The following is a 24,950-nucleotide window of genomic DNA, read 5'->3' as shown; positions in this document are numbered from 1 at the left end:
TTTCATTACAACATTTTATCACATAGCTTTCTCATATCATATCTAATACATTTATCCAATATTTTCCTCAAGATTTGAAGTAACGTTTTCAGCTTTCTTACTTCCTTTTAGTTTAAATAGTGTTTGAAGTAATATAGCTATTATTGCTCCAGAAACTATACTTGATCCTCCTAGAACAGTTCCAATTGTTGCTGGAAATTGGTCTAAAACTTGTGGAGCAGTTGTAAGACCCATGCTTGTTGCTATAGATACTCCTGCTATAAGATTATTTTCTTCAGTAAAACCATCCATACTCATAATAGAAAAACCAGACATTGCTATTGATGAAAATACTACTAAAGTTGCTCCACCAACAACACAAGATGGTATAGTTGTCATTATTGCTCCTAATGCTGGAGATATTCCTGCTAGCAATAATACAAGTGCTCCTAATGCTATTACAAATCTACTTGTAACTTTATTCATAGATACAATTACTGTGTTTTGGCTGAATACTCCAGTTGGAAGAGCTGCAAATAGTGATGAAATTATAGAAGTTACAGAGTTTCCTAAAACAACTGATGATAACTCTTCATCAGTTACCTCTCTGTCCATTGCACCTATTGTTGCTATTGTACACGCACCCATCATATCAGCTATACCTATTATGTAAATAATAGTAAACATTACTATTAACTCTGGTCTAAATTCCAATCCAAAAGCTGCTGGTGTTGGCAAAGATACTATAGCTGCACCTTTAACTGCAGAAAAATCAACTAATCCTAAAACTAAAGATATAGCATATCCTACTAATATTCCAATTAATATTGAAGAGTTTTTAACTAAGCCTTTACCATACTTATTTATCATTATTATTACAAAAGCAACTATAACTCCTACTATAAAATTTATTGGACTTCCAAATGTTTGTGCACCTTCTCCTCCTGCTAAATTCTTTATAGCTGTTGCAAATAATCCAAGTCCCATACATGCTATTATAGTTCCAGAAACTATAGAAGTGAATATATGTCTAATTTTCTTAACTGCAAATCCTACAAAGAATACGATTACCCCAGCAGCAATTTGTGCTCCAAATAGAGCTGCTAAACCGTCTTTAGCTGCTACAGAAAGACAGGCCCCTAAAAATACATAACTCATTCCCATCATTACAGGTAATCTTGAACCTAATTTAAATCCTTTAAATAAAGGTATTGGATATAATTGTAAAAACGTTGCCAAACCTGCTGCTAACATAGAGCCTTGAATCAACATCGTCGCTTGCCCCTGGTTAAGTCCTACCACGTTTGCTATTAATATTGCAGGCACCATATTTCCTACTATCATTGCTAACAAATGTTGTAAAGCTAAAGGTACCGATTCCTTTAGTGGTGGTATCCCATCCACATCATATTTTGAAGTATTACGTGTTTTCATAAAATAAATCCTCCCATACATAAATATCTTGACTAAATATTTTATAATTATTTTCTATAAATATTTTTATGACCATGAATTTATTGCTCAACCGATAACCACAGCTAAACTGAGCTATTTTTATAAAAATTTAACAAACGTGCAAATATACCCTCCCCGATTTTCTTTTTGACTAAACATTAAATGTCTGATGTATACTCTTTATTAAATTTCTTATTAAAATGAATAGCTATCTGAAGTAATCTAACAATCTCATAATAAAATAATTTAAACAACCCTTTTAAATTATCATTTTTTAATTAGCCTTTTCCATAACAGCTCTTTCTTTAGCTTCATCTTCTAGACTTTTATTTGGTATTATTAGATTTAAAACAAATGCAACCAATGTCGCAATTACTATTGGAGATTCTCCAAATACTAACTTTACAAATGGAGGAAATGCTTCCTGTGCTGCCGGAACTGATGTTATTCCCATACCTAAAGCTATTGCCAAACCTACAATAGTAATATTCCTTGATGACAATTCTTCTGTAATAATTAACTTTATACCTGTCATTGTTATCATACTGAATATAGATATTGTAGCCCCTCCTAAAACAGAATATGGTATAGTTGTCATCAATGCACCAAACTTAGGTACAAACCCCGATAATAACATAAATATACCAGCTATTCCAAGTACAAATCTGCTTATTACTTTGTTCATAGCTACCATACCTACATTTTGACTATATGATGATGGTGGTAAACCTCCAAACAAAGCACCTATCATAGTACAAATTCCACTTCCTATTACTCCACTTGACAGTTCTTTATCTGTTATATTTCTATCCATACCTCCCATTGTAGTAGCTGACAAATCTCCAATTGCTTGAACAGCATTGATTATACTTACAATTACTACAGAGATTACTACTGGTATATCAAATTTAAGTCCAAATTCAAGTGGCTTAGGTATAGCAAACCAAGCTGCCTCTCTAATAGGGTCAAAATTTATTATGCCCAAAACTAAAGATACACAATATCCAACTATAATTCCCAAAAATATTGCTGCCAATTTTGCATAACCTTTTGCAAATTGACTAAGACCTATAACTACCACTAGTGTTATAGCTGCTACTGCCCAATTTTGCATAGAGCCATAAGTAGGGCTATTTACACCACCTGCCATATAATTTATTGCTATAGGATATAAAGATAATCCAATTGTAAAAACTACTGTTCCTGCAACTATATTAGGGAAAAATTTTCTTATCTTTTTTATAAATATTCCTATTAATACTGTAGCCACTCCCCCTATTAATTGTGCTCCCAATATGCTCGCTAGTCCATAACTTCCTCCAACTGCTACGAGTGTTGGCACATAAGTAAAACCGACTCCAAAAATTATAGGCAATCTTGAACCAATATTTACTATTGGATATAGTTGTATAAGTGTCGATATTCCAGCTATTATTAATGCATATTGCACTAAAAGTGTTATTTGTGTGGCACTAGCACCAACAGCTCCTCCCACAACTATAGGTACTGTGACAGTTCCAACTATCATTGCTAGTATATGCTGCATTGATAGTGGTAAACACTTTAAAATTGGTGGCCTTCCATCAATATCAAACATAGATACACTTTTTTGATATTTACTCAAGGTTATCACTCCCAACTATTTTTTAATGACAGTTATTATTCAACATCCTTTCTTTTTTATTTTGTCATCTTGATTTAATATGAAGCAATTATAATGCCAATATTTTAACAAAATTGTTTTACATATATAATTTTTATTATATTTGTTAGTATTTAATAATTTGATAAACCATTTCTTTTTTTAAATTCTTTCAAATTTTTTTTATTTTTGGATAATAAAATCTTATTACAAAAAAAATCACTTAGAAAATAGTTTTTCAAGTGATTTTTATCAATTTTATAATTTCAAATTTTAGAATTGAGAATTAAAAGAATAATTACTATACATCTATCTTTCTATACAATGTTGCTAGCGATATTCCAAGCTTTTTAGCAGCTAACTTTTTAGATTTAGTATCATTTCCATAAAACTTTAATACCTTTTTTATATATGCTCTCTCAAATTCTTCAAGGGTAAGTATATCTTGTTCCATATTTATTTCATAGTCACTTTCCTCAAGTAATTTTATATTTATTTTGTTTAACTTAAAATATTCAATTATCTTTCTATTTATTATACCTTTATGTATTATCCCATCTTCTTCAAGAAGATTTAAAGCCAATTCTATAGTGTTTTCTAATTCTCTTATATTTCCTGGCCACGGATATTTAAGCAGCATATGTTCTACATCTGGCTCTATATGGTATACATTTTTCTTCATCTTCCTTGAATATTTATCTATAAAATTATTTATTAATATTTGTATATCATCTCCTCTATCTCTAAGAGGAGGTACTTCTAGAGGTATTACATTTAATCTATAATATAAGTCTTCTCTAAATTTATTTTCTTTAACCAACTCAAATAAATCTCTATTAGTAGCTGATATAATTCTAACATCTATATCAATTAGTTCATTTGAACCTATTCTTGTAAACTTCTTTTCCTGTAACACTCTCAAAAGCTTTGATTGTAATTGAATTGGCATATCCCCTATCTCATCTAGAAATACAACTCCTCCATTAGCTAATTCAAATTTACCAATTTTGCCTTTTGAATCTGCCCCACTAAAAGCTCCTTTTGTATACCCAAAAAGTTCACTTTCTAGCAAGGGCTCTGGTATAGCAGCACAGTTTATAGCAACGAATGTTTTATTCCCTCTGTTTCCTGCGAGATGAATGGCTCTTGCTATTAACTCTTTTCCAGTGCCACTTTCTCCAGTTATCGCTACAGTAGAATCACTATTTCCAATTTTACAAATTCTATTTTTAAGAGCAAGCATTACATCAGACTCCCCAATTATAGAGTCTACTGTTGTTGTTCCCCAAATATTGTATACTTCCATTCCACCATACATTACTGAATCACTGTGTTTATCCATAAAATATCAACTCCAAATAAGTATTATATATAATCATCATTTAAATTATCTATTTAATTATATCATAACAGAAAAGCTTAGTTATAATTTTACAATAATATTTTAATTTTCAAATGAAGCTTAAGAAAAAATATACCTACTTAAATTTCAATTTAGCAGGTATACTTTCTTTATTTTGCAAGCATTCTATGCTAAATAAGCAATTATAGTGCCATGTTTAACATCTAAAATAGTTTACAAAAATTTTCATTTATTATTTTTTTATAGTTCTTATATGCTATAAAATTGTTTATTGCTTTATACAATGTATTTTTATTATTTTTATAATTCTTATTTTTAAAATTTATAATTAAAAATTATTTTTTTCAAATCAGATATGGTGTTTTTTATATTATCCAATCTTACAGTTTTTGCTTCTATAAATTTACCTTTAAACGACTCCAATAATCTCCAAGAGCTATAATTTTTATCTTTTTTAATACAAGGATATAATAATATACACCTTTTTGCATTTTCATAAGATGTTATATATGCATACATCTGATATATATCACTTGATCTATAGAAGATATTTGAATCCAATTCAATAGCTTTCCATTTTGTATCAATTATGATTTCAGATTCATATTTTGAATCATATAAAACTATATCTGGTCTTAAATTAAAAGTTTTCTTTCCTGTTTGCTCATTTTTTAAAAGAAATTTACTTTTATCTTGTATATACGTTTCTCTAAATTCATTATTCCATATATTTTTTATTAAGTTTCCGATATATTCTTCATATAAAATGTTTATTTCAAATAATATAGAAAATGCATCTTGATTATTTTCGCTGTTATCCATCGATAAATTTAAAAGTATAAGTTTCGCCAATGAGTAACAATCTTTAAATCTATCATTATTTTTATAAAATTTGTAATCCAATAGTTCTTCTCTATTTATATAAACTAAGTCCACATTATAAAAATAACTCAAAATTTTTTTTATCTTATTTTGAATTAAATTGTCATTTACTCTACATAATATAGATACACATGCCTTTTTTAAAACTTGATTCAAAAAATTATTTTCGCTATACTCATCATATTCACATTTTATTTTCATTGGAGATATATTTTTTTCTCTTGCATATTTACTTATTAATATCTTGCCTTTTACAACATTCGAATTATCTATCTTATTTATATATTCAAAATAAATCCCTCTCTTAATTTGCATTTGCATACTTTCAATAAAATACATAACAAAAAAATTCATGAGATTATAATTTTTTAAACTTGATTTTATATTTTCGTTTATTATAATTGGAATCTTATTACATGTAGAAAGCATTTGTAATAGCATTTCTCTATCTTTTACAATATCATTACTTAATGACAGCTTTGGAAGTATCTCCAATATTACATTTTCAAAATATATAACACCTACATAATTTATGAATCTCAGTTTTTTATATCTGATATCTATTATATTACTCTTTAACACATCATTATTATTATCCAGATATTTAAGTAATTTTTCATATTCAGTTTCTGTAAGTTCATTTTCACCATTACCTACTTTTATCCATTCATAAGTTTCCTTTACATATATATTTTTACTCATATATATTTTTTAACTCCTCAATAGATATATTTCGTTTTATACAATAATTAACTTTACTTTCCATTATTGATGAATTATTATTTTTAAATAATTTAGATGCTGTGATTTCTTCCTTATAAACAATATATTTGTCATTTTCATTTTTACCTATACCACCTAAAATAAGTCCTACTTTTTCTGAGTCATAATAGAAATATTCTTGAAGAAGTGGTATTATTTTTTTTCTAAATACGGCCACTATATCATCAATATTTTCTACATTTAGTAAGTAGGCCTGTCCAATAACATGGTCTCTATCATATAAAAACTCTATTCTCTTATTAATTGTATATAGCATATTTTTAACATCTATTCCATCTACAACAGACAATAAATCATAGTCTGGCATAATTTCTTCAAAAGCAAATCTTCTTCTCAAAGCTATATCTAAAAGAGCTATGGATTTATCTGATGTATTCATAGTACCAATTATATATAAATTTGGAGGTAGAGAAAATCTTTCTTTTGAATATGGTAGTTTTACGATAGTTTGATTTGATTTAGTAAGTCTTTTATCATCTTCTAATAATGTTATTAATTCCCCAAATATTTTAGATATATTTCCTCTATTGATTTCATCTATTATTAAAACATAGTTTTCTGATTCTTCAAAATTAAAGTTCTCAACATCTTTTATATTATCAAGTACCAACATCTTTTTTCTTGCCTTTACATCTTCTATAGTTAAAGTATCTTTTTCTAACTCAAGATTTAGCTTCTTTTCAAGTTTCAACCCATCGTAACATGCTTCTATAGATATTTCCTTCAATATACCATCTTCTGGCTTAAAATTACCTTCACCATCGGATTTGAGACCTTCTATAAACTCTTCATATCCATATGATTGATGAAAAGTACAAAATTCTACATTATTTTTATAATCTACATAACTTGTACAATCATTATTTTTTAAACTAGTTTCATTTATTAAATTATAAACTATTTGTTTTGCATTATATGTTTTACCCGTCCCTGGTGGACCATAAAGTATGGTATTTAATGGAATTTTATTAATACATCTTTTTATATATTTTTCAACTAAATTATTATTTTCAAAGATAACCCATGCATTTCCATCAATATTCTCTTTTTCATTTTCTATCCATTCTACAGGTAAAAAACATCCACCTTCTGAAGTAGTTATTTTGTCTTTATCAAAACCCTCTTTAACTTGACAAACACCAAATAAGCTTTTCATTGTATGGTCATTTTCGTAACTTACTTTTTCGCTATTATATACTAGAATATAATCATCTGTATTTATATTTTTCAAGTTTTCTAATTGTTCTAAATTAGTGGGTTGAATAAACAGTTCTTCATTCTCTACACACTTATCTACATCTATATAATAATAGTTTTTTAGGTACCATTTATTATTGTCATTTTCTTCTATTCTTTTTTTTAATGATTTATTATGTTGCAATTTAATAATGTCTAAATATGTATTTATATCTTCATTATTTAATTTATAAAACTCACTCGTATATATTTTACAATTTAAAACTGTATCAAATGTGTACATCCATTTTATAGGTAATGTATGACCCAAGATATGACTTAATTCATAACCATTTTCAAAACTTTCTTCAACAATACCAATAAGAACACTATACTTAATTTTTTCTTCTACATTTTGATATGCCTTATATAGAAAATAATCTCCTTTTTTAACTGAAATAAATTTTTTTATAAAATCTTTGTCATTACAGTTCTCATTAATGTATTTTTCAGATTTTTTTCCCATATTAAGCACTTTTTTTAAATTTATTTTTATATCAAATCCCAATGCAATTATGCTTTCTTCTTTAAAAATTTGTGGTGTATCTGTCTCTTGATAAAAAAATTCTTCCATTAGCCAATACTCTGTAACATTTATATTTTCAGACATATACTTCTCCTTAATATCTAAAATACATTAATTATATAACATTCCCACTTTAATCTTTCCATCTAAATTTTCTTTTAAGTATAAAGAAAATATTATTTCATAGCCTTCTTCTACCTTACTTTGAATATTATTCATCAAATCATTTAATTCAACTAGTGAAAATTTATCATTTCCTTCAACAAAAACTATACCTTTTTTCCCAATAAATTCTTCACCAAAATGTTCCATATTTTCAAATAAAATATCTACTATTTCACTGTGCTGTTTTGAATCTTCAAATTCTTCAAAAGAATACTTAATCCCTTTATCACTTATAATAGCTTCTTTTAAATCACTTATATCTATATTTATCATACAAGAGTCTGAAATAGATTCTATCATAACATTCATCAAATCAACAAATTTTAAAATACTATTTTCATTGACTTTAAATTCTCTATTAATTCCTAAGTCATCTTTATTTTCTTCTTCTGAAGAATTTATACCTATAGATAAAATTCGTCTTTCATTAGACATGTATGAAATAGCTTTTATAACTTCTCGACTTTGTTTATCTTCAGTTGAATATGCTAAAAATAATATGTCAACTCCATCTAAAAGACTTCTAACATATTCTTTTTCAACCTCTTGATTCATAGTAATTTTTTCTATATCCATATTTATTTTTACTTTTTCTTCTATTTCATTTATTATATTAATACCTTTAGCTCCAATACCAATTATCTTAGCATTCTTATTAAAACTTTCCATTATAATATATATCTCCTTAATAATTATTTAATTTTAACATTTTTAAATATTATATCATATTTTCTTCATAAAAATATTTTAACTCTTTAGCCCTATCATAAAGTAATTTATTCATAAATTTTGGTTCTATAACTTTAGCATCTTTTCCTATTGAAAATAATGTAGATATCCACCAATCTATTTCTTCATACTTTATAAATTTACTAATTGTTCCACTTCCATTTTCATTTAATTCTATATCCAAATCTAAAAAACTTCTAGTTATTTTAGAAATACCTTCTTTTGTGAGTAATACATGCAAATGAACAATTTCACTAGTTTTCTTAGTAATTGCCATCTCTTCATTTAACTTGCTATATACTGAATCTAGCCAACTTTTCAAACTTATACATGCTTTTTTAGACTCTCCTACTTTTTCAATTTCCAGTACTTTGTCTATACGTATTAGTATAATATTATCACTTTCATAGTCATACACTGGTGAAAACCAAAATCCTTCATTTAAATATATACCTATTGGGCATATTTTTTTCTCCAGCAACTGATTTCCAGATTTATATTTGATATTTAAAACACAAGAGTTTGATGAAGACCTGAAAAATTCAGTCACAATATTGGCATCAATATTTTTATAATTAGCTATAAACTCAATATATTTTTCAATGTTGTTTATACCTATTTTTGCACTACTTTCACGATTATAATTTATTTTTTTAATTATAGAATCAATTTCTTTTTTTATGTGTGAAAAATTGTAAACTTGTAGTGACTTAAATGCAAAAACTATAGACATAACTTCTTTTTCTGTAAATATAACAGGAGGTATATAGCTATTATTTAATACCCTATAACCTCCATTTCTACCTTTTTCTGCTTTAATTGGAAGCCCCATTTCATTTAATTCTATTAAATATCGTTGAATAGTTTTAGTTGAAAGATTAAACTTCTCTGACAACTCTTTGATTGTAAACTTTTGTCTATCATTAATATATGTCCAAACATCAGTTAATCTCTTTATCTTTGACAAATAAAATCCCCCTTATAATAATACTATTCTTAATTCACACTAATTTTTAATCTACAAAATAACTTTCTGCACTCTAAAACTTAATATCAATGATATTTCTATATTTTTTCATTAAAAAACAAAAGAATGGTACTCCTACCAAGGTTACTACTACAAATTCTCCAAAACCTACTTGTATCATCGATAATATTAGAGGAAGTCCAAAAAATATATTTAACATTAATCCAACTACAATTGCATTTATGATAGTAGGCCATATAGAAGCTATAATTAATGTGCTTTTATTTTGACCGCCTAACTTTCTAGTAATATACACTAAACTTGCACTTACAAATGTGGCAAATGTTCCAAAAATTATATCAGGTACACCATATGGACCTATTACATTGGCTAAAAAACAACCTAATGTAAGACCTACTATATATCCCTTATCTAAAAATGCTAGAAGCATCATAATCTCGGCTATCCTAAATTGTATTGGTCCATAACTTATAAATCCTAATGATAAAGTTAAAACTGCATAAATTGATGTAACAACTGCTGTTACTGCTATATTGGTACTATTTCTTCTCATATATCTCTCCTAGTGAAAATTTTATTGCTAAAAATTAATAATATAATTTTATTTTATACAAAATTTATAAACTTAAACAATAATTTAAAATAAATAAATTATTTTAACGAACTATTTTATTAATCTAATTTATATTATACAATAGAATACATATAAAATTAAATAGTTAGATTTTAAATATATGTTATAATTATCATATATATAAATTAAAATAAGTTTATATCTTAATTAAAAACATTAAAAAAGAGCCTTAAAATTAGGCTCTAATAATTTATTTTAAAATCAATGAACTCTAGCATCTTTTAATTTAGATAATATCATCCAAGTTCCTACACAATCAATTTCCAGCTGTTTCTCTATTTCATCATATAACATTTCTTGATATGATGTATTTAAAACAACATTTTCAACAAGTTTAGAAATTTCTTCTTCTACGAAGTCGATTTCTATTTGATTCTTCATTTCCTTAAAAAATACCCTTGCTTTTCTCTGACTTATTGAACGACCCTCAAAGCTGACTAAACATTCTAAAATGTTATTATCTCCTCTAAAATTATTTACTGCTCTCATATTATTTAGATTTCCAGCCAAAACATCATCCCCTTAGTTAATTTTATATTTTACAAGTAAAGTTTCATAATATTATAATAACTACTTATTAAATATCTTTCAACAGGTATGACATAACTGGTTGTTTAACATGTAAAACTAGTCTAAAATCTGTATAAAATACTTACTTATTCATTTCCATAAAAACTTTTTCAGGTGTAATAGGAAGTGTATTTACTCTAACCCCAACACCATTAAAAACAGCTTCTTGTATTGCTGGTAAAGGTGTATTTATAACAACCTCTCCAACAGATTTAGCTCCAAAAGGTCCTGTTGGCTCATAGTTTTCAACAAAATCAACTTCCACATTTCCAATATCACATCTAGCTGGAATCTTATATTGCATAAATGTGTTTGTATCCATGTTACCTTTTTCTGTATATCTAACTTCTTCAAACATTGCCATTCCAATACCTTGAACAATTCCACCTTCAACCTGTATCTTTGCTAAGTTTTTATTTATAACTGTTCCACAGTCCACTATGGCTACATAATTTAATAAGTCAACTTTTCCAGTTTCTTTATCAATTTCAGTTTCTGCAAAACCAGCTATAAAAGGTGGTGGTGATACTGGACTACCATGAGATGCAAGACCTATTAATTGATTAGTATTTGGTCCAATTGTAGAGTCAACTGCTATGTCAAATAACGAAGTACTGCATTCTTTACTAGTTAATTTTATACCATCAAATTCTAATTCGTCTTTATCTACACCTAGTTTAGTTGCTCCAGCAGATATTATTTTATCCCTTAAATCCTGAGCTGCCTTAACTACTGCCATCCCAGTTACATAAGTGGTACTTGAAGCATATGAACCTGGGTCATATGGGACCAAATCTGTATCTGCTGATATAACTGTTATATTTTCAATACTTGTCTCAAGAATTTCAGCAGCCATTTGAGCTAGAATTGTGTCACTTCCTGTACCCATATCAGTAGAACCTATCATAAGTGTATAGTCTCCACAGTCATTTAGTTTTATTTCAGCTGAAGATTTATCAAGCCCTTGTATACCAGAACCCTGCATAGTAATTGCCATACCCACACTTCTAACTTTTCCATTTTCAAGATGCTTACAAGGATATTTTTCATCCCATCCGATAAGTTCTTTCCCTTTATTTATACATTTTACTAAGTCTACACTATTTAAAGTTTTTCCATATGCAAAGGTAGTTTCACCTTGTGTTACTACATTTTTTAATCTCAAGTCCGTTGGGTCCATTTTTAATTTGTCAGCTAACATGTTTATAGTTGATTCAACAGCGAAACAGCCTTGAGAAGCTCCATACCCTCTAAGTGCACCTGCTGGCATTTTATTAGTATAAACTACATCTGCGATAAATCTTGTTGCCTCAACCTTATTATACATTGGTAAAGTCTTTTCCCCAACTAAGCCAATAGTTGTAGAAGCATGTTCTCCATATGCTCCTGTATCTGAAAGTGCATTTATATCGATAGCCTTTATTATTCCATCATTAGTAGCACCTAGTCGAACTTTTAGTTTCATTGCATGTCTACTAGTCGAACAATTAAAAGTTTCTTTTCTATCATATATTATTTTAGCTGGCTTACCTGTTTTTAAAGTTACAATAGCTGAAAAAATCTCAACACAAGCAGTTTGTTTACCACCAAAGCCACCACCAATTCTAGGTTTTATAACTCTAATTTTACTAGCTGGTAGTTCTAATGCACGGGATAGATGTCTTTTAACATGAAATGGTATTTGAGTTGAACTTACTACAACTAGTCTTCCAGCATGATCTAAATAGTTATATGATCTATACGTCTCCATCATTGCATGGGCTTGAGCTTGAGTATAATATGTTTCTTCAATCACTATGTCACAATTACTTAATACTTCTTCTATATCACCTTTTGTATAGTCATGATGTGACACTATATTCTTTTCTCTCTGCATACCTATTTCAAAATTACAATGTCTATCTTCATCATGTACTATAGTTTTATTTCCGATTGCCTCTTCAAAATTCAAAACAGGTGTTAGTACTTCATAATTTACCTTTATAAGATTCATTGCTTTAACTGCACTTTTTTCATCTATAGCTGCAACTATGGCTACCTCATCACCAACATATCTCACAACATCTTCAAGAATTAGCCTATCATAAGGTGATGGCTCTGGATAGGTTTGACCAGCAAGTGTAAATCTAGATTTTGGTACATCTTTATATGTTAAAATACATTCAACACCATCAACCATTTCTGCCTTTGATGTATCTATATCTTTTATCTTTGCATAAGCATAAGGGCTTCTAAGTATCTTTACTATTAAAGCATCTTTTGCTGCTAAATCATCAGTATATACAGGTTTTCCTGTTGTTATACTCATTCCATCTATTTTTTCAATTCCTTTTCCAACTATATTCATATTCTACTTTACCTCCAGATAAGTTTTGATAGCTCTTAACTGTCCCATATATCCTGTACATCTACATAAATTTCCTGTTAAATAATGTTTTATTTCTTCGTCTGTAGGGTTCTTAAGCTCATCTTTCATTGCAAGTACAGTAAGTATAAAGCCAGGAGAGCAGAAACCACATTGTTCAGCTCCTTCTTTTACCAAAACTTCACTAAATTCTTTAACTTCATTTTCTAAACCTTCAATTGTAGTTATCTCTTTATTTAAAACTCTCAAGGTTAATGTCGCACAAGATAATGTAGGTTTCTTATCTATTAAAACTGTACAGAGACCACAACAACCTGTATCACAACCCCTTTTTACACTTAAATTGCCAACTTTTCTTAAGGTATCAACCAAATATTCTTCTGGCTCTATATCAATATTTTTCATTTTTCCATTTATATTAAGCTTTACTAACATTAAATAACCTCCATTATAGCTCTTTTTAAAAGTACTTTACTCATAGCTTTTCTATAGTCTTTAGATGCTCTCATATTAGAACCAAATGTTAATTCCTCTGAAGCTATTTCTATTGCCCTATCTATATTAGCTTTATTAATTTCATTATTAGATAAAAATTCACTAGCTTTTTTTGCAATCATAGCTTTTTGAGGTCTTGCTCCTACACACAACTTAAACTTCTTACCATCTTTTGAAACAGACACATTCAAAATAGGGTAATCACTTTTTGCATTTCTCAATGACTTATAAGAGGCTTTTTTATTTTCCTTCTTTATATACACCTTAGTCAATAAGTCCTTCCCATAATCTCTATCTAAAAACTCTTCAAGGCTAATTCTCCCACCCTTATATAACTCTACTTCTGTATCTAATGAAAGCAATGCCACTATCAAATCAGAAAACCCATATTTAGAAAATACTGTTGCACCAACTGTTACTACATTTCTAAACTGAATTCCTATTATATCTTTAACTGAATCTTCTATTATTTTGCCAAAATTATCTTTTATTATTGAACTTGTTTCCAATGTTCTAAAAGTAGTCATAGAACCAATTTCAACATACTCTTTATCTTCTTTTATATAATCTAGGTTTAGGTTAGATAACTCTATTCCTGTTCCTATTCTTTTTTTCCCCATTCTTAAAAAAGCACTTCCACCAATTACTTGATTAGTTTTTCTTTTATTTAAAATTGAGTACGCCTCTTCCACTGTATCTGGTTGTACAATATCTATAACCGTAAACATAAATTTCCTCCCTTATTCGCTATTCTTATTTTAAATACAACTAATTATATCACAGCTTCAACAAATTTTGATAATAAATATATGCAATATGTAAATTATGTAAATTCATTTTTACATAAAAAATAGCTACTTCAATAATTATCACTAGATAACCTTAAAATAGCCATTATTATGTATCCTTTAAAGTGAAAAACTAAAAAGTTGATACCTTTTCGCTTATATTTATCACTTCTTCTTCTAATAATCCAAGTTTTTTAGCTACCAATTTTGTAGTGCTTCCTTGTATTACTAATGTAATTAATATAGACATAAATACTACTGATGAAATTACTTCATATCCAGGAACTTTCATTGCTGAAATAATACCACAAAGTGCAGCTGGGATTACACCAGTTTCTCTTACCCACATCATGAACAATATTTCATTTTTACTCCATTTTGCTTCTCTGTCTGCAAGTGCACATACTAAGACACAAATTGGTCTTGCTATAAACATTAATACTAGCACTGCAATTACAGATGGTACAAAATATTTACCTAACTGAGCCAAATTAACTTGACTACCTAATATTATGAATATCGCCATACGACAAATAGTTCCTAAAGTCTCAGCAACATAAAAATCTGCATCATAAGATTTTTGGCTTAACCATATTTTAAAGTTTTTCTTGTTACCAGTTATTATACCTACAATAAAGCAAGACATATATCCACTTCCGCCTAATTTTGTAGATAATTCATATGCAACCACAACTGAAATAACAGATATTATTGGTGCAAAATCTTTAAATATACCATATGGCTTATCATTAACCAATTTCAAAAGCAGTATTCCTGTAATTAGACCAACTACAATTCCTACAACAACCATTGTACCTAATTCATAAATATTGGCACTTAAGGAAAACTTATTTGATAAAATTACAGCTAACACTGCTGATGTTAATATAGCTCCTGTTGCATCATTAAAAGCTGATTCACTTATTACAGTTTGTTTTACTCTATCCTTTATCTTTACTTGATTAAATATAGGTACAAGAGTAGCAGGGTCTGTTGATGCTATTATAGTTCCTGCTAATAAAGCAGTCATTGCACTTACTCCAAAAGTAAATCCTATTACTTGTTGCATTATAAAAGCAGATATCACTACTCCTACAGTAGCTAGTAAAAATACAGATATCTTTACATTTCTCAAAACTTTTAAACTTATTTCTTTTCCACCTAAATATAATATAAATGCAGAACCAAATGTAAGTATCAGTTGATTCTCTATTTGGAATCCACGAATATCTATAAATTTCAAAAATGATGGTCCTATTAAAATACCTACAAGTAAAAATAATACAACATCTGGAACTTTTACGATTTCGCTAAGTTTGCTGCAAATTATTCCAGTTATACTCACAATAGCAAAAATTATCAATAAATTATTGCTGGCAATTGTATGTATAGATGATTCCATGTCAGTCTCTCCTCCTAATATGCATGTATACAACATATTCATTTATTCATTTTACTATACAATTATAGCACAGAAATAAATGTTATCAATCATATTTTTTATCACTTGCAACTTTACCTTCATTTTTGATAATTAAATAACGCTCATATAATTTTATCTTTTTTTTCTTGCCAAGAAAAGGTTGATTTTGTCAAGTTTTATGCATCTATAAAATAACGTTATCCCCCATACAGGTGCATTTTAGACGATTTTCGACTTTTTTTCTCATTAAAATAAGTTTAAATTTAACAATAAAACATCTCATTATATTATTTTTTTAAAACACACCATTTTCAACTACTTCATTAACTTGGACGATTGATTTTTTTCTTATCTATTCTATCTCCAAGCATACTACCTATATTTTTATTTGGATATAGTTCTTCAGCAATTTCGATTTTATTATCACTATTTTTTTTAATATTAGAATTACTCATTTGTTTTTCATTTTCTTTATTTTGTTTCATATTTTCTCCTTTTCTAAATAATATAGAGTTTGTATTTATTACTTATTATTTCAAATTTCTATAATTTTAATCAAAAAAGGGAAATATCTCAATACAATACAGCTTATTTTAGCAGTATATTTATATTTAGAATTTCCCTAATAATAATTTTATCGATTAAATTTTACAAACTAAGTAATTTATATTTCTTTTTATTTTCTAATAATTAAACTTTTTCAATAACTTCTCCTAAACTAGAATTACTTTTGTTATCATGTTTCCAGCTATTCAATGTATAATGTGTTCTGAATGTAAATAATCCTGAAATTATTAATAACATATAATATACAAATCCACTATACAAAAGCACTGAATATCCCAATAATTCTTTTGGAATTATGTTTGAGAACATGGTAAAAAATGTAACTTCATTTGCTCCAACATTTCCTGGTGTTGGAACTGGTGATATTGCCATGTATAAAAATACTTGCAATGTCATTATATGTATATATGATACTCCTTTTAAATTTGAAGCTTTATACACACAATAAACTATACTAAAGTATGCTATAAGTTGTAGTGCAGTAAGCAATATGCTTAAAAATAAAATCCTTACATTTTTGATAAATATTTTTATAGAATAATTGTAGTCATCAATATAATGATTTATTCTATCTCTTTTTAAATCTAAAAACTTAAATGCTTTAAATTTAGATAAAAAATTAATCAAAACCTCTGCTATCATTTTTACTTGCTTAGGACTAAATACTATTAAGAGTCCTCCTAATAGCATGCTTACATTCATGGTCATCCCAGCGGCGATTAAAACTCTAACTGAATGCACTTGTTCCATTAATAATGACTTATTCAATAAAATTAAAATTCCACAAAATATAGTAACTGTACTTTGAAATACAACGGTCTTATTAGTAACTATGGCTACAGATTTACTGAGACTAACATCATACTTTGTAAGTGCATATATTTGCATTGGCTGACTCCCAGATGCAAAGGGAGTAACTAAATTATAATAAAATCCCATTGTAGCCATTTTGATACCTATAAATTTTACTTTTGTTTTTTGAACTGCATTTATTATCAAATGTGTCACAATAGATTCAATTATCATATATATTAACATTATTAGTATGCCAAGAAATATATAGGTTTTATTTACTAGACTTATAATTTTAGGTATTAGTTTTACATCTAAAGTGGTTGATACTAAATAAGTAGTAATACATATCAAAAATATCAGAAATCCATATTGAATAAAATCTTTCTCTTTTTTGGATAATTTTCTCATTTATTTTCTCCTAAATTTTTTCATATCACTATACAATAGTATACTACTTAGCATATTCTTTGCAATACTTTAAAAAATAAGTCTATTTTTAACACAAATATATCTATAAATTTTTAAATATTTTTACTCCTTTAGTGGAAATAATTCTCCATAGCATAAAGTCTAATATAAGTGTAAGCACACTTGCTAAAATCAAATACATATTTAGAAATGAAACTTTCAATAACATATATGTGCCTCCAAATATAACTATATAAATTAATGATGCTAATATTGTAACTATCATACTTGCACTTCTTTTTACTACTGCCACTTCATTTTTCCAATCAAGGTTTGGATAAAGTAAATTTGATAACAATCCCATTAAAGCTACAAACATTGACATAGTTACAATCAAGCAACTTGCTACCATCACGAACTGAATTTCAAAGTTTAGTTTTATAGACACTAATATTAGACATAAAACAGATAATGGTACATTTAATAAAAAATTCATCAATATTTTTGACCAAAATATCTCCCTTTCATCTATTGGAGAAGACTTTAGTATCCATAGATTCTTTCCTTCAAAAGAAATTGAACAATATGTTGTGCAGTTCATTACTATTATAAATAGAAACGCACCTAATAACTGTATTTTTATAATACTAAAATCTATATTCATTTTTAGTAACTCACCTATTTTATCAGCTCCAAATGCCAACACACCGATTGTAGCCACTATTAAAAATAACAGACCAATAGATGAATTCAAAAAGTAAATAAATGAAGAAGTATATCTTCTAAATTCTTTTTTCAATAGAGCCTTTGAGGGTGTTGAAATTTTTTTACTTTTAAATTTATAGTTTTTAGTCTTATAACTTTCACCCATTCTAGCATTTATCTTTGTAAATCCTTTTGCAAACAGAGTCACAAAGATAAAGAATGGTATCAATGATGTTGCCATAAACATTAAAAAAGAAACTATACTTCCAGTTTTAAGAGCATCAACAAAATAGTATATAGGTGGATATATTTTATTAATTGTTTCTGAAATAGATGCACTATTTTTTAATAACTCAACTGATATAGAGTTTAATTTTGACAGAAGTACAGTATAAGCCAAAATTAATATTACATTACCTATGATTAACACTAAATTTTTATATTTTAGCCTTGATGATAGCTGTCCTATAAATAAGAAAATTATTGATGAAACAACTATTGGTAGTAATGGCAGAGCCAAAAATAATAATATTAAGTAAGGAAAATAGGTTATACTTACATTGGCATTAAAAAAATAAACTACTGCTGGTATAATCATACACACTGAAGAAAACAAATAATTAGTTCCAACTAACATTAATATTTTACTAGCCAATATAGTAGATTCTTTTATTGGCAAACTAGTTAATAACTCTAAATCCTTCGCTTGAAATAGATATGATGAAGTTTTATATAATGATGTAACAATTGCCATTACTGTTGATAATCCAAAGCCAAACACAAGCAACATTTCCATTTGATTTATTTGTTTTAAAATATCAACTAGAGAAAGGCTTAAACTTGTTACATAAAATATTAATAGCCCTACTACAACAACTATTGAAAACATCATTCCTATTATTTTTTGTTTTTCTTTGCTGTCTATATTTTTTAAAGCATTCAATTTAAACTCATTTATTATATTAGTTTTTATTAATATACTTAGATTACTCATAATTTATCATACCTCACTTTAGACATTATATTCTGTAAAAATAGCATTTTATTTTTCTATTAATTCCATAAAAATATTTTCAAGAGAATTATTTCCTTTCACTTCTTCAGTAGTTCCATAAGCAATTATATTTCCATCTTTTATTATGGCAATCTTATCACAGATTTTTTCAGCAACTTCTAATACATGCGTTGAGAAAAATATACAACCACCTTTTTTACAAAACTCCTTCATGATTTCCTTTAATATAAAGGAAGCTTTTGGGTCAAGACCTACAAAAGGTTCATCAAGAATTAGAATTTTAGGATTATGGATTAAAGCTGAAATTATAGCTAGTTTTTGTTTCATTCCATGTGAATACGAAGATATTAAATCTCCTAATGCCCTATTAATTTCAAATTTATTTGAATAGTATTTTATTAATTCCTCTCTTTCATTTTTATCTACCTCAAATATATCTGCTATAAAATTAAGGTATTGTATTCCAGTTAGAGCTTCATATAAATCTGGATTATCAGGAATATACGCCATTTCCTTTTTGCACTCAACAGATTGTTTTTTTATAGATTTAGAGTTTATAAGTATTTCTCCTCCCTCAAAATCATGTATCCCAACAATTGCTTTAATAGTAGTAGTTTTTCCTGCACCATTATGACCTATAAAGCCAAAAATCTCTCCATCATTTACCTCAAATGAAATATTATTTACTACCTTTTTATTTTTATATGATTTAGATACATTACTTATCTTTAACATAATTTCCCTCCATGTTATATATTATAGTTTTAATACTTGTTATATATAATATATAACAAGTATTAAGCAATTGCAACTACAATTTGCTAAATTTTTAAATTTAAGTATTAGACAATTGTAAAAATACTGAACTCAATATAAATATACAAAAAACATCTATATTTACTTCTAAATTGCACATAATTATAAAATAATGTATAGTTCGATTTGACTAAACAATGTATAATAAGAAATAGTTAACTACAATAATATAAGTTTTTAATAGAAGGAGCAAAAGATGAACACATTTGAACAATTAAAGATAAGTTCTACTCTAATAAATGGACTTAAAAAACAAGACATAACTTCTCCAACAGAAGTTCAGTCACTTGTTATAGAAAATATAATGCAAAATAAAGATTTATTAATCAACTCACAAACTGGAACAGGAAAAACACTTGCATATGTTTTACCTATATTTGAAAGAATTGATACATCAAAAAGAGAAACTCAGGCTCTTATACTTGCACCAACACATGAATTAGTAATGCAAATTACAAATCAAATTGAATTATTAGCAAAAAACTCAGAAACTCCTTTGACTTCACTATCTTTAATTGGAGAAGTTAATATACAAAAACAAATAAAAAATATAAAGGCTATAAAACCACATATAGTAATAGGAACTTGTGGAAGAGTTTTAGACTTAATAAAGCAGAAGAAGTTAAAATCACACAACATAAAAACTATCGTTTTAGATGAAGTGGACAATTTGTTGAATGGTAAAAACATAACTTGTGTAGAAGACATAATAAAAACTACATTAAGAGATAGACAAATCATAGGTTGTTCTGCAAGTCTTACAGATAGTACTATAAAAATTTGTGATAAATTTATGAAAGAATTTGAATTAATAAAAACAAAAGAAAAGTCACAGATAAATCCTAATATAAATCATACATATATGTTAGGGGAAATAAGAGATAAATTTAATTTTCTTAGAAAAACATTAGCTGCTACAAACCCAAAAAGAGCTATTGTATTTGTAAACAATGAAAAAAACATAGATGTTATAGTATCAAAATTAAACTATCATAATTATAAAGCAATTGGAATATTTGGAAATATGCCAAAAGAGGATAGAAAAAATGCAATAAATAAATTTAAACTTGGAAAAGCAAAAATTTTAGTTACAACAGATTTATCTGCTCGTGGACTTGATATAGTAGATATAAGCCATGTTTTTAATTTAGATTTTCCAAATAGTAAAAATGAATATCTGCATAGATGTGGTAGAACTGCTAGAGGAAACCGAAGTGGAGATACTATTTCAATAATAACAAAAAAAGAATTAGATATTATAAAAGAATTGCAAAAAGAATTTAATATAACAATTGTGCCTAAAACCTTAGAAAAGGGAAAATTAGTAGATATATCTAAGTAATACAAAAAAATAAGAACTGTAACTTCTTCTCAAAATAGATTAGAAATTATAGTTCTTTATTTTATTGAATTAAATTTTTAAACAATATCTATTATAATAGCCAAAGTTTTATTATAAATAATATAGCAAGAACAATCATTACTACTGAAACATGTTTCTTATCTTCAGCCTTTTTAGCTCCAAATATGTTGTAAAATACATTTACAAAAACATAAGTTAATATACCTAGAGTTAAACCATCACCTATACTATAAGTTAATGCCATACAAGCAATAGTAACGAAAGCTGGAACACCTTCAGTTATATTGTCAAACTCAATATCTTTAACTGTACCAAGCATCAAGTACCCAACATAAATTAAAGCTGGTGCTGTAGCACATGATGGAATTGCTATAAATACAGGAGAGAAAAACATTGCAACTAAGAATAAAACACCAACTGTTACTGCTGTCCATCCAGTTCTACCACCTGCAATAACTCCTGTTGAACTCTCAACATAAGTTGTAACTGTAGATACTCCAAGCCCTGCACCTACTGTAGTTGCAACTGCATCTGTAAGCAAAGCTCTACCTACATTAGGAACATTTCCTTTTTCATCTAGCATATTTGCTTTAGAGCAAACCCCTACTAATGTACCTACTGTATCAAAGAAATCAACAAATAAGAATGTACAAACTATTACAAAGAAACCACCTATATTTGTTGGATGTAATACATATCCTAAATCTATTTTACCTGCTATCGGTGCTAAACTTTCAAACTTGAATATTCCACTAGGTAAGTATATACCTAATTTTTGTGCATATTCTGGATTCATAAATGCAAATCCCCAAGCAAGTAATGAACTTACTACTATTCCAAAAAGGATAGAACCTTTAACTCTTTTTTTATCTAATACTGCTACAATTATTAATCCTATGCAAGCTATTATTACTGCTGGAGTAAATTTCCCCATCTTTATAAGAGTAGCTTGATCTCCAATTACGATTCCACAATTAACTAAACCTATAAGTGCAATAAATATACCTATACCACCTGTAACAGCAAGCTTCATATTCTTTGGTATTGCATTTACAACAGCTTCACGAACTCCACTTACTGATAATATTATAAAAATGATACCTTCTACAAATACCGCTGTAAGAGCTACTTCCCAAGGAACCCCCATTTGTAAGACTACTGTGTATGCAAAAAATGCATTAAGACCCATACCTGATGCTAAAGCAAAAGGAAGATTTGCAACCATTCCCATTAAAATACATCCAAATGCTGCTGCTAGACATGTCCCTGTAACAAGAGCACCTGCTGGCATCCCTGTTGCTGATAAAATGTTTGGATTTACAGCTATTATATAAGCCATAGTTAAAAAAGTAGTTATACCAGCAATTACTTCTTTCTTCATGTCGACATTTTTATTAGTCAAAATTGGAAAAAGTTTCTGCATGGTACTACTGTTTGTTGTTTGCATAACAACACCTCCTATTAAATTTTACAAAAAAACGACGCAGTAACTAATAAGCTGAGTCGTATCCTTCATAATTTAGTTAAATAAATATTTATTTAACTAAATAATAGTATACATAGTCAGAATATTTACGGTATTCCGGTAGAAACTTATGACCCGTATTGTCAAAATTATATGTTATACAATATAAAACATGAATTTTTCTTTACGAATATTATTTTAATTTATATAGTTAATTTTGTCAATATATGCGTATATATTAGAATAAATTTGTATTAATATTCGATTATATTAAATGTTAATTTTCTATATCTACGTCATACTTATATTCTTTACATTTTTATAAAATATATGATTATTTAATACAATTTATTTATAGTACAGATATAAAGTTTATGTTAAGATTATATTATATTTATTATAGCAAATTGATAATTAATAATTTTTAAATTTGGAGGAATAAGGGTGAAAGATTTAACTACAGGTCATGAGGGAAAATCTATATTCTTTTTTGCTATGCCTATGCTTATTGGTAGTTTATTTCAACAACTATACAATACTGCTGATAGTATTATAGTTGGTAGATTTATTGGTAAAGAAGCTATGGCAGCAGTCTCAGGTGCTAACCCTATAATGTTTTTGCTTGTAGCAATGCTTATGGGTGTCAGTCTTGGTTTTTCTATTTTAATTTCACAGTTTTATGGTTCAGGAGATTTAAAAAAAGTAAAAGCTACTATTGATACTACATATATACTTTTATTTATTGGCTCTATATTGATAAGTGTTATTGGAATAGTATTTGGAGGTCCTATGCTTAAGCTTATGAATACTCCAGAATCAGTTTTTAATCAATCAAAACTGTATCTTACTATAATATTTGGTGGAATCTTATTTTCTGCTGGATATAATTCAGTAAGTGCAATACTTAGAGGACTTGGAGATTCAGTAACTCCACTTTATTTTTTAATAATAGCCACAATTTTAAATATAGTTTTAGATTTAACTTTTATTGTTGTCTTGAAAATGGGAGTTGAAGGTGTTGCACTTGCCACTATAATGGCTCAAGCAGTATCATTTATAATTAGCATAATATATTTAAATAAAAAACATGAAGTACTTAAATTTAAGATTAAAGGAATTGTATATGACAATAAAATATTTAAAGATGGTCTTAGATTAGGACTTCCAAGTGGAGTTCAACAGATGTTATTTTCAATTGGCAACATGGCTCTTCAATTTTTAGTTAATGGTTATGGTACATCTGCCATGGCAGCTTTTGGAGCTGGTCTTAGAATAGAAAACTTTATAAGCTTACCTATCATGAACCTTGGTTCTGCTGTTTCCACTTTTGTTGCTCAAAATATAGGTGCTGGAGAAAATGAAAGGGTTAGAAAAGGAATTCGTGAATCTATAAAAATGGCTTTAATTCTAGCAATTGTTGTCGTTGCCTTAATCTTATTATTTAGAGAAAACTTAATTTCTCTATTTAATACAGACAAAGATGTCATTAAAATTGGTTCTTCTTACTTATTTATAATAGGACCTTTTTTCTTATTTATTGGTACTTCCTTTGTACTTTCAAGTGCAATGAAAGGTGCTGGTGATTCTATGTTTGCTTTGATGAGTTCAGTCGTATCTTTATGGCTTGGAAGAATTCCTGCTTCTTATTTATTTTCTAGATTATTTGGAACAGATGGAATTTGGATGGGTATACCTTTTGGTTGGACTTTAGGTCTTATTGTTACAGTCATCTATTATAAAAAAGGTTATTGGAAAACTAAAGCTATTGTAAATCATAGAATTAATGAATGATC

General features: G+C 27.6%; 20 protein-coding genes and 1 riboswitch. Of the genes, 2 read left to right on the top strand and 18 right to left on the bottom strand.

Going from position 1 to position 24,950, the window contains the following annotated elements; translation table 11 throughout:
- Positions 1 to 51: 51 nt before the first annotated feature.
- The 17 genes from IC173_RS06085 to IC173_RS06005 all read right to left on the bottom strand — a co-directional run bounded on the left by IC173_RS06085 (position 52) and on the right by IC173_RS06005 (position 20,248).
- Positions 52 to 1,413, bottom strand: coding sequence for a uracil-xanthine permease family protein (locus tag IC173_RS06085; protein WP_227434739.1), 1,362 nt, complete (start codon positions 1,411 to 1,413; stop codon positions 52 to 54).
- Positions 1,414 to 1,708: 295 nt separating this feature from the next.
- On the bottom strand, positions 1,709 to 3,031 hold the full coding sequence (locus tag IC173_RS06080) for a uracil-xanthine permease family protein (RefSeq protein WP_227434942.1): 1,323 nt from the start codon (positions 3,029 to 3,031) through the stop codon (positions 1,709 to 1,711).
- 346 nt (positions 3,032 to 3,377) lie between these two features.
- A complete protein-coding gene (locus tag IC173_RS06075; protein WP_227434740.1) occupies positions 3,378 to 4,418 on the bottom strand; it encodes a sigma-54 interaction domain-containing protein in 1,041 nt (346 codons plus the stop codon).
- Positions 4,419 to 4,754: 336 nt separating this feature from the next.
- Positions 4,755 to 6,023, bottom strand: a complete 1,269-nt coding sequence (locus IC173_RS06070; RefSeq protein WP_227434741.1) for an McrC family protein — start codon at positions 6,021 to 6,023, stop codon at positions 4,755 to 4,757.
- The gene (locus IC173_RS06065; RefSeq protein WP_227823994.1) at positions 6,016 to 7,950 is read right to left on the bottom strand and encodes an McrB family protein; all 1,935 of its coding nucleotides are present in this window, start codon (positions 7,948 to 7,950) and stop codon (positions 6,016 to 6,018) included. Before IC173_RS06065 ends, IC173_RS06070 begins: the two co-directional genes overlap by 8 nt.
- 27 nt (positions 7,951 to 7,977) lie before the next feature.
- Positions 7,978 to 8,700 carry a cell division protein gene (locus IC173_RS06060; protein ID WP_227434743.1) on the bottom strand — a complete coding sequence of 241 codons (723 nt, stop codon included), beginning with the start codon at positions 8,698 to 8,700 and terminating at the stop codon, positions 7,978 to 7,980.
- A 49-nt stretch (positions 8,701 to 8,749) separates the two neighbouring features.
- Complete coding sequence (locus IC173_RS06055; RefSeq protein ID WP_227482571.1) at positions 8,750 to 9,727, bottom strand: helix-turn-helix transcriptional regulator; 978 nt, start codon at positions 9,725 to 9,727, stop codon at positions 8,750 to 8,752.
- A 73-nt stretch (positions 9,728 to 9,800) separates the two neighbouring features.
- Entirely contained in the window at positions 9,801 to 10,301 is a 501-nt protein-coding gene (locus IC173_RS06050) for a QueT transporter family protein (protein ID WP_227434745.1), read from the bottom strand.
- 282 nt (positions 10,302 to 10,583) lie between these two features.
- Positions 10,584 to 10,892: a hypothetical protein gene (locus IC173_RS06045; protein ID WP_227434746.1), complete on the bottom strand. Its 309-nt coding sequence runs from the start codon at positions 10,890 to 10,892 to the stop codon at positions 10,584 to 10,586.
- 142 nt (positions 10,893 to 11,034) lie between these two features.
- Positions 11,035 to 13,299 carry a xanthine dehydrogenase family protein molybdopterin-binding subunit gene (locus tag IC173_RS06040; RefSeq protein WP_227434747.1) on the bottom strand — a complete coding sequence of 755 codons (2,265 nt, stop codon included), beginning with the start codon at positions 13,297 to 13,299 and terminating at the stop codon, positions 11,035 to 11,037.
- Positions 13,300 to 13,302: 3 nt separating this feature from the next.
- The gene (locus IC173_RS06035) at positions 13,303 to 13,752 is read right to left on the bottom strand and encodes a (2Fe-2S)-binding protein (protein WP_227434748.1); all 450 of its coding nucleotides are present in this window, start codon (positions 13,750 to 13,752) and stop codon (positions 13,303 to 13,305) included.
- Positions 13,752 to 14,540, bottom strand: coding sequence for an FAD binding domain-containing protein (locus IC173_RS06030; protein ID WP_227434749.1), 789 nt, complete (start codon positions 14,538 to 14,540; stop codon positions 13,752 to 13,754). Before IC173_RS06030 ends, IC173_RS06035 begins: the two co-directional genes overlap by 1 nt.
- Positions 14,541 to 14,733: 193 nt before the next feature.
- Positions 14,734 to 16,002: a cation:proton antiporter gene (locus IC173_RS06025; RefSeq protein WP_227434750.1), complete on the bottom strand. Its 1,269-nt coding sequence runs from the start codon at positions 16,000 to 16,002 to the stop codon at positions 14,734 to 14,736.
- A gap of 344 nt (positions 16,003 to 16,346) precedes the next feature.
- Positions 16,347 to 16,508: a DNA polymerase III gene (locus IC173_RS06020; RefSeq protein WP_227434751.1), complete on the bottom strand. Its 162-nt coding sequence runs from the start codon at positions 16,506 to 16,508 to the stop codon at positions 16,347 to 16,349.
- 205 nt (positions 16,509 to 16,713) lie between these two features.
- Positions 16,714 to 17,793: a lysylphosphatidylglycerol synthase transmembrane domain-containing protein gene (locus IC173_RS06015; RefSeq protein ID WP_227855298.1), complete on the bottom strand. Its 1,080-nt coding sequence runs from the start codon at positions 17,791 to 17,793 to the stop codon at positions 16,714 to 16,716.
- A 103-nt stretch (positions 17,794 to 17,896) separates the two neighbouring features.
- The gene (locus IC173_RS06010) at positions 17,897 to 19,492 is read right to left on the bottom strand and encodes a putative ABC transporter permease subunit (RefSeq protein ID WP_227855297.1); all 1,596 of its coding nucleotides are present in this window, start codon (positions 19,490 to 19,492) and stop codon (positions 17,897 to 17,899) included.
- Positions 19,493 to 19,540: 48 nt separating this feature from the next.
- Positions 19,541 to 20,248: an ABC transporter ATP-binding protein gene (locus tag IC173_RS06005; RefSeq protein ID WP_227823996.1), complete on the bottom strand. Its 708-nt coding sequence runs from the start codon at positions 20,246 to 20,248 to the stop codon at positions 19,541 to 19,543.
- 277 nt (positions 20,249 to 20,525) lie between these two features.
- Between IC173_RS06005 and IC173_RS06000 the strand changes: the two genes are divergently transcribed.
- A complete protein-coding gene (locus IC173_RS06000) occupies positions 20,526 to 21,671 on the top strand; it encodes a DEAD/DEAH box helicase (protein WP_227434755.1) in 1,146 nt (381 codons plus the stop codon).
- A gap of 91 nt (positions 21,672 to 21,762) precedes the next feature.
- Here the strand turns inward: IC173_RS06000 and IC173_RS05995 are convergent, their stop codons facing one another.
- Positions 21,763 to 23,139, bottom strand: a complete 1,377-nt coding sequence (locus IC173_RS05995) for an NCS2 family permease (protein WP_227855296.1) — start codon at positions 23,137 to 23,139, stop codon at positions 21,763 to 21,765.
- 93 nt (positions 23,140 to 23,232) lie between these two features.
- Positions 23,233 to 23,335, bottom strand: a riboswitch (purine riboswitch).
- A gap of 266 nt (positions 23,336 to 23,601) precedes the next feature.
- Here IC173_RS05995 and IC173_RS05990 point away from each other — a divergent pair.
- On the top strand, positions 23,602 to 24,948 hold the full coding sequence (locus tag IC173_RS05990; protein WP_227434757.1) for an MATE family efflux transporter: 1,347 nt from the start codon (positions 23,602 to 23,604) through the stop codon (positions 24,946 to 24,948).
- Positions 24,949 to 24,950: the final 2 nt, after the last annotated feature.

This window comes from Clostridioides sp. ES-S-0048-02, from assembly GCF_020658495.1.
In the GTDB taxonomy this organism is placed as follows: domain Bacteria; phylum Bacillota; class Clostridia; order Peptostreptococcales; family Peptostreptococcaceae; genus Clostridioides.
Note: the sequence above shows the minus strand (reverse complement) of the source record. Positions and strands in the feature narration are given on the sequence as shown.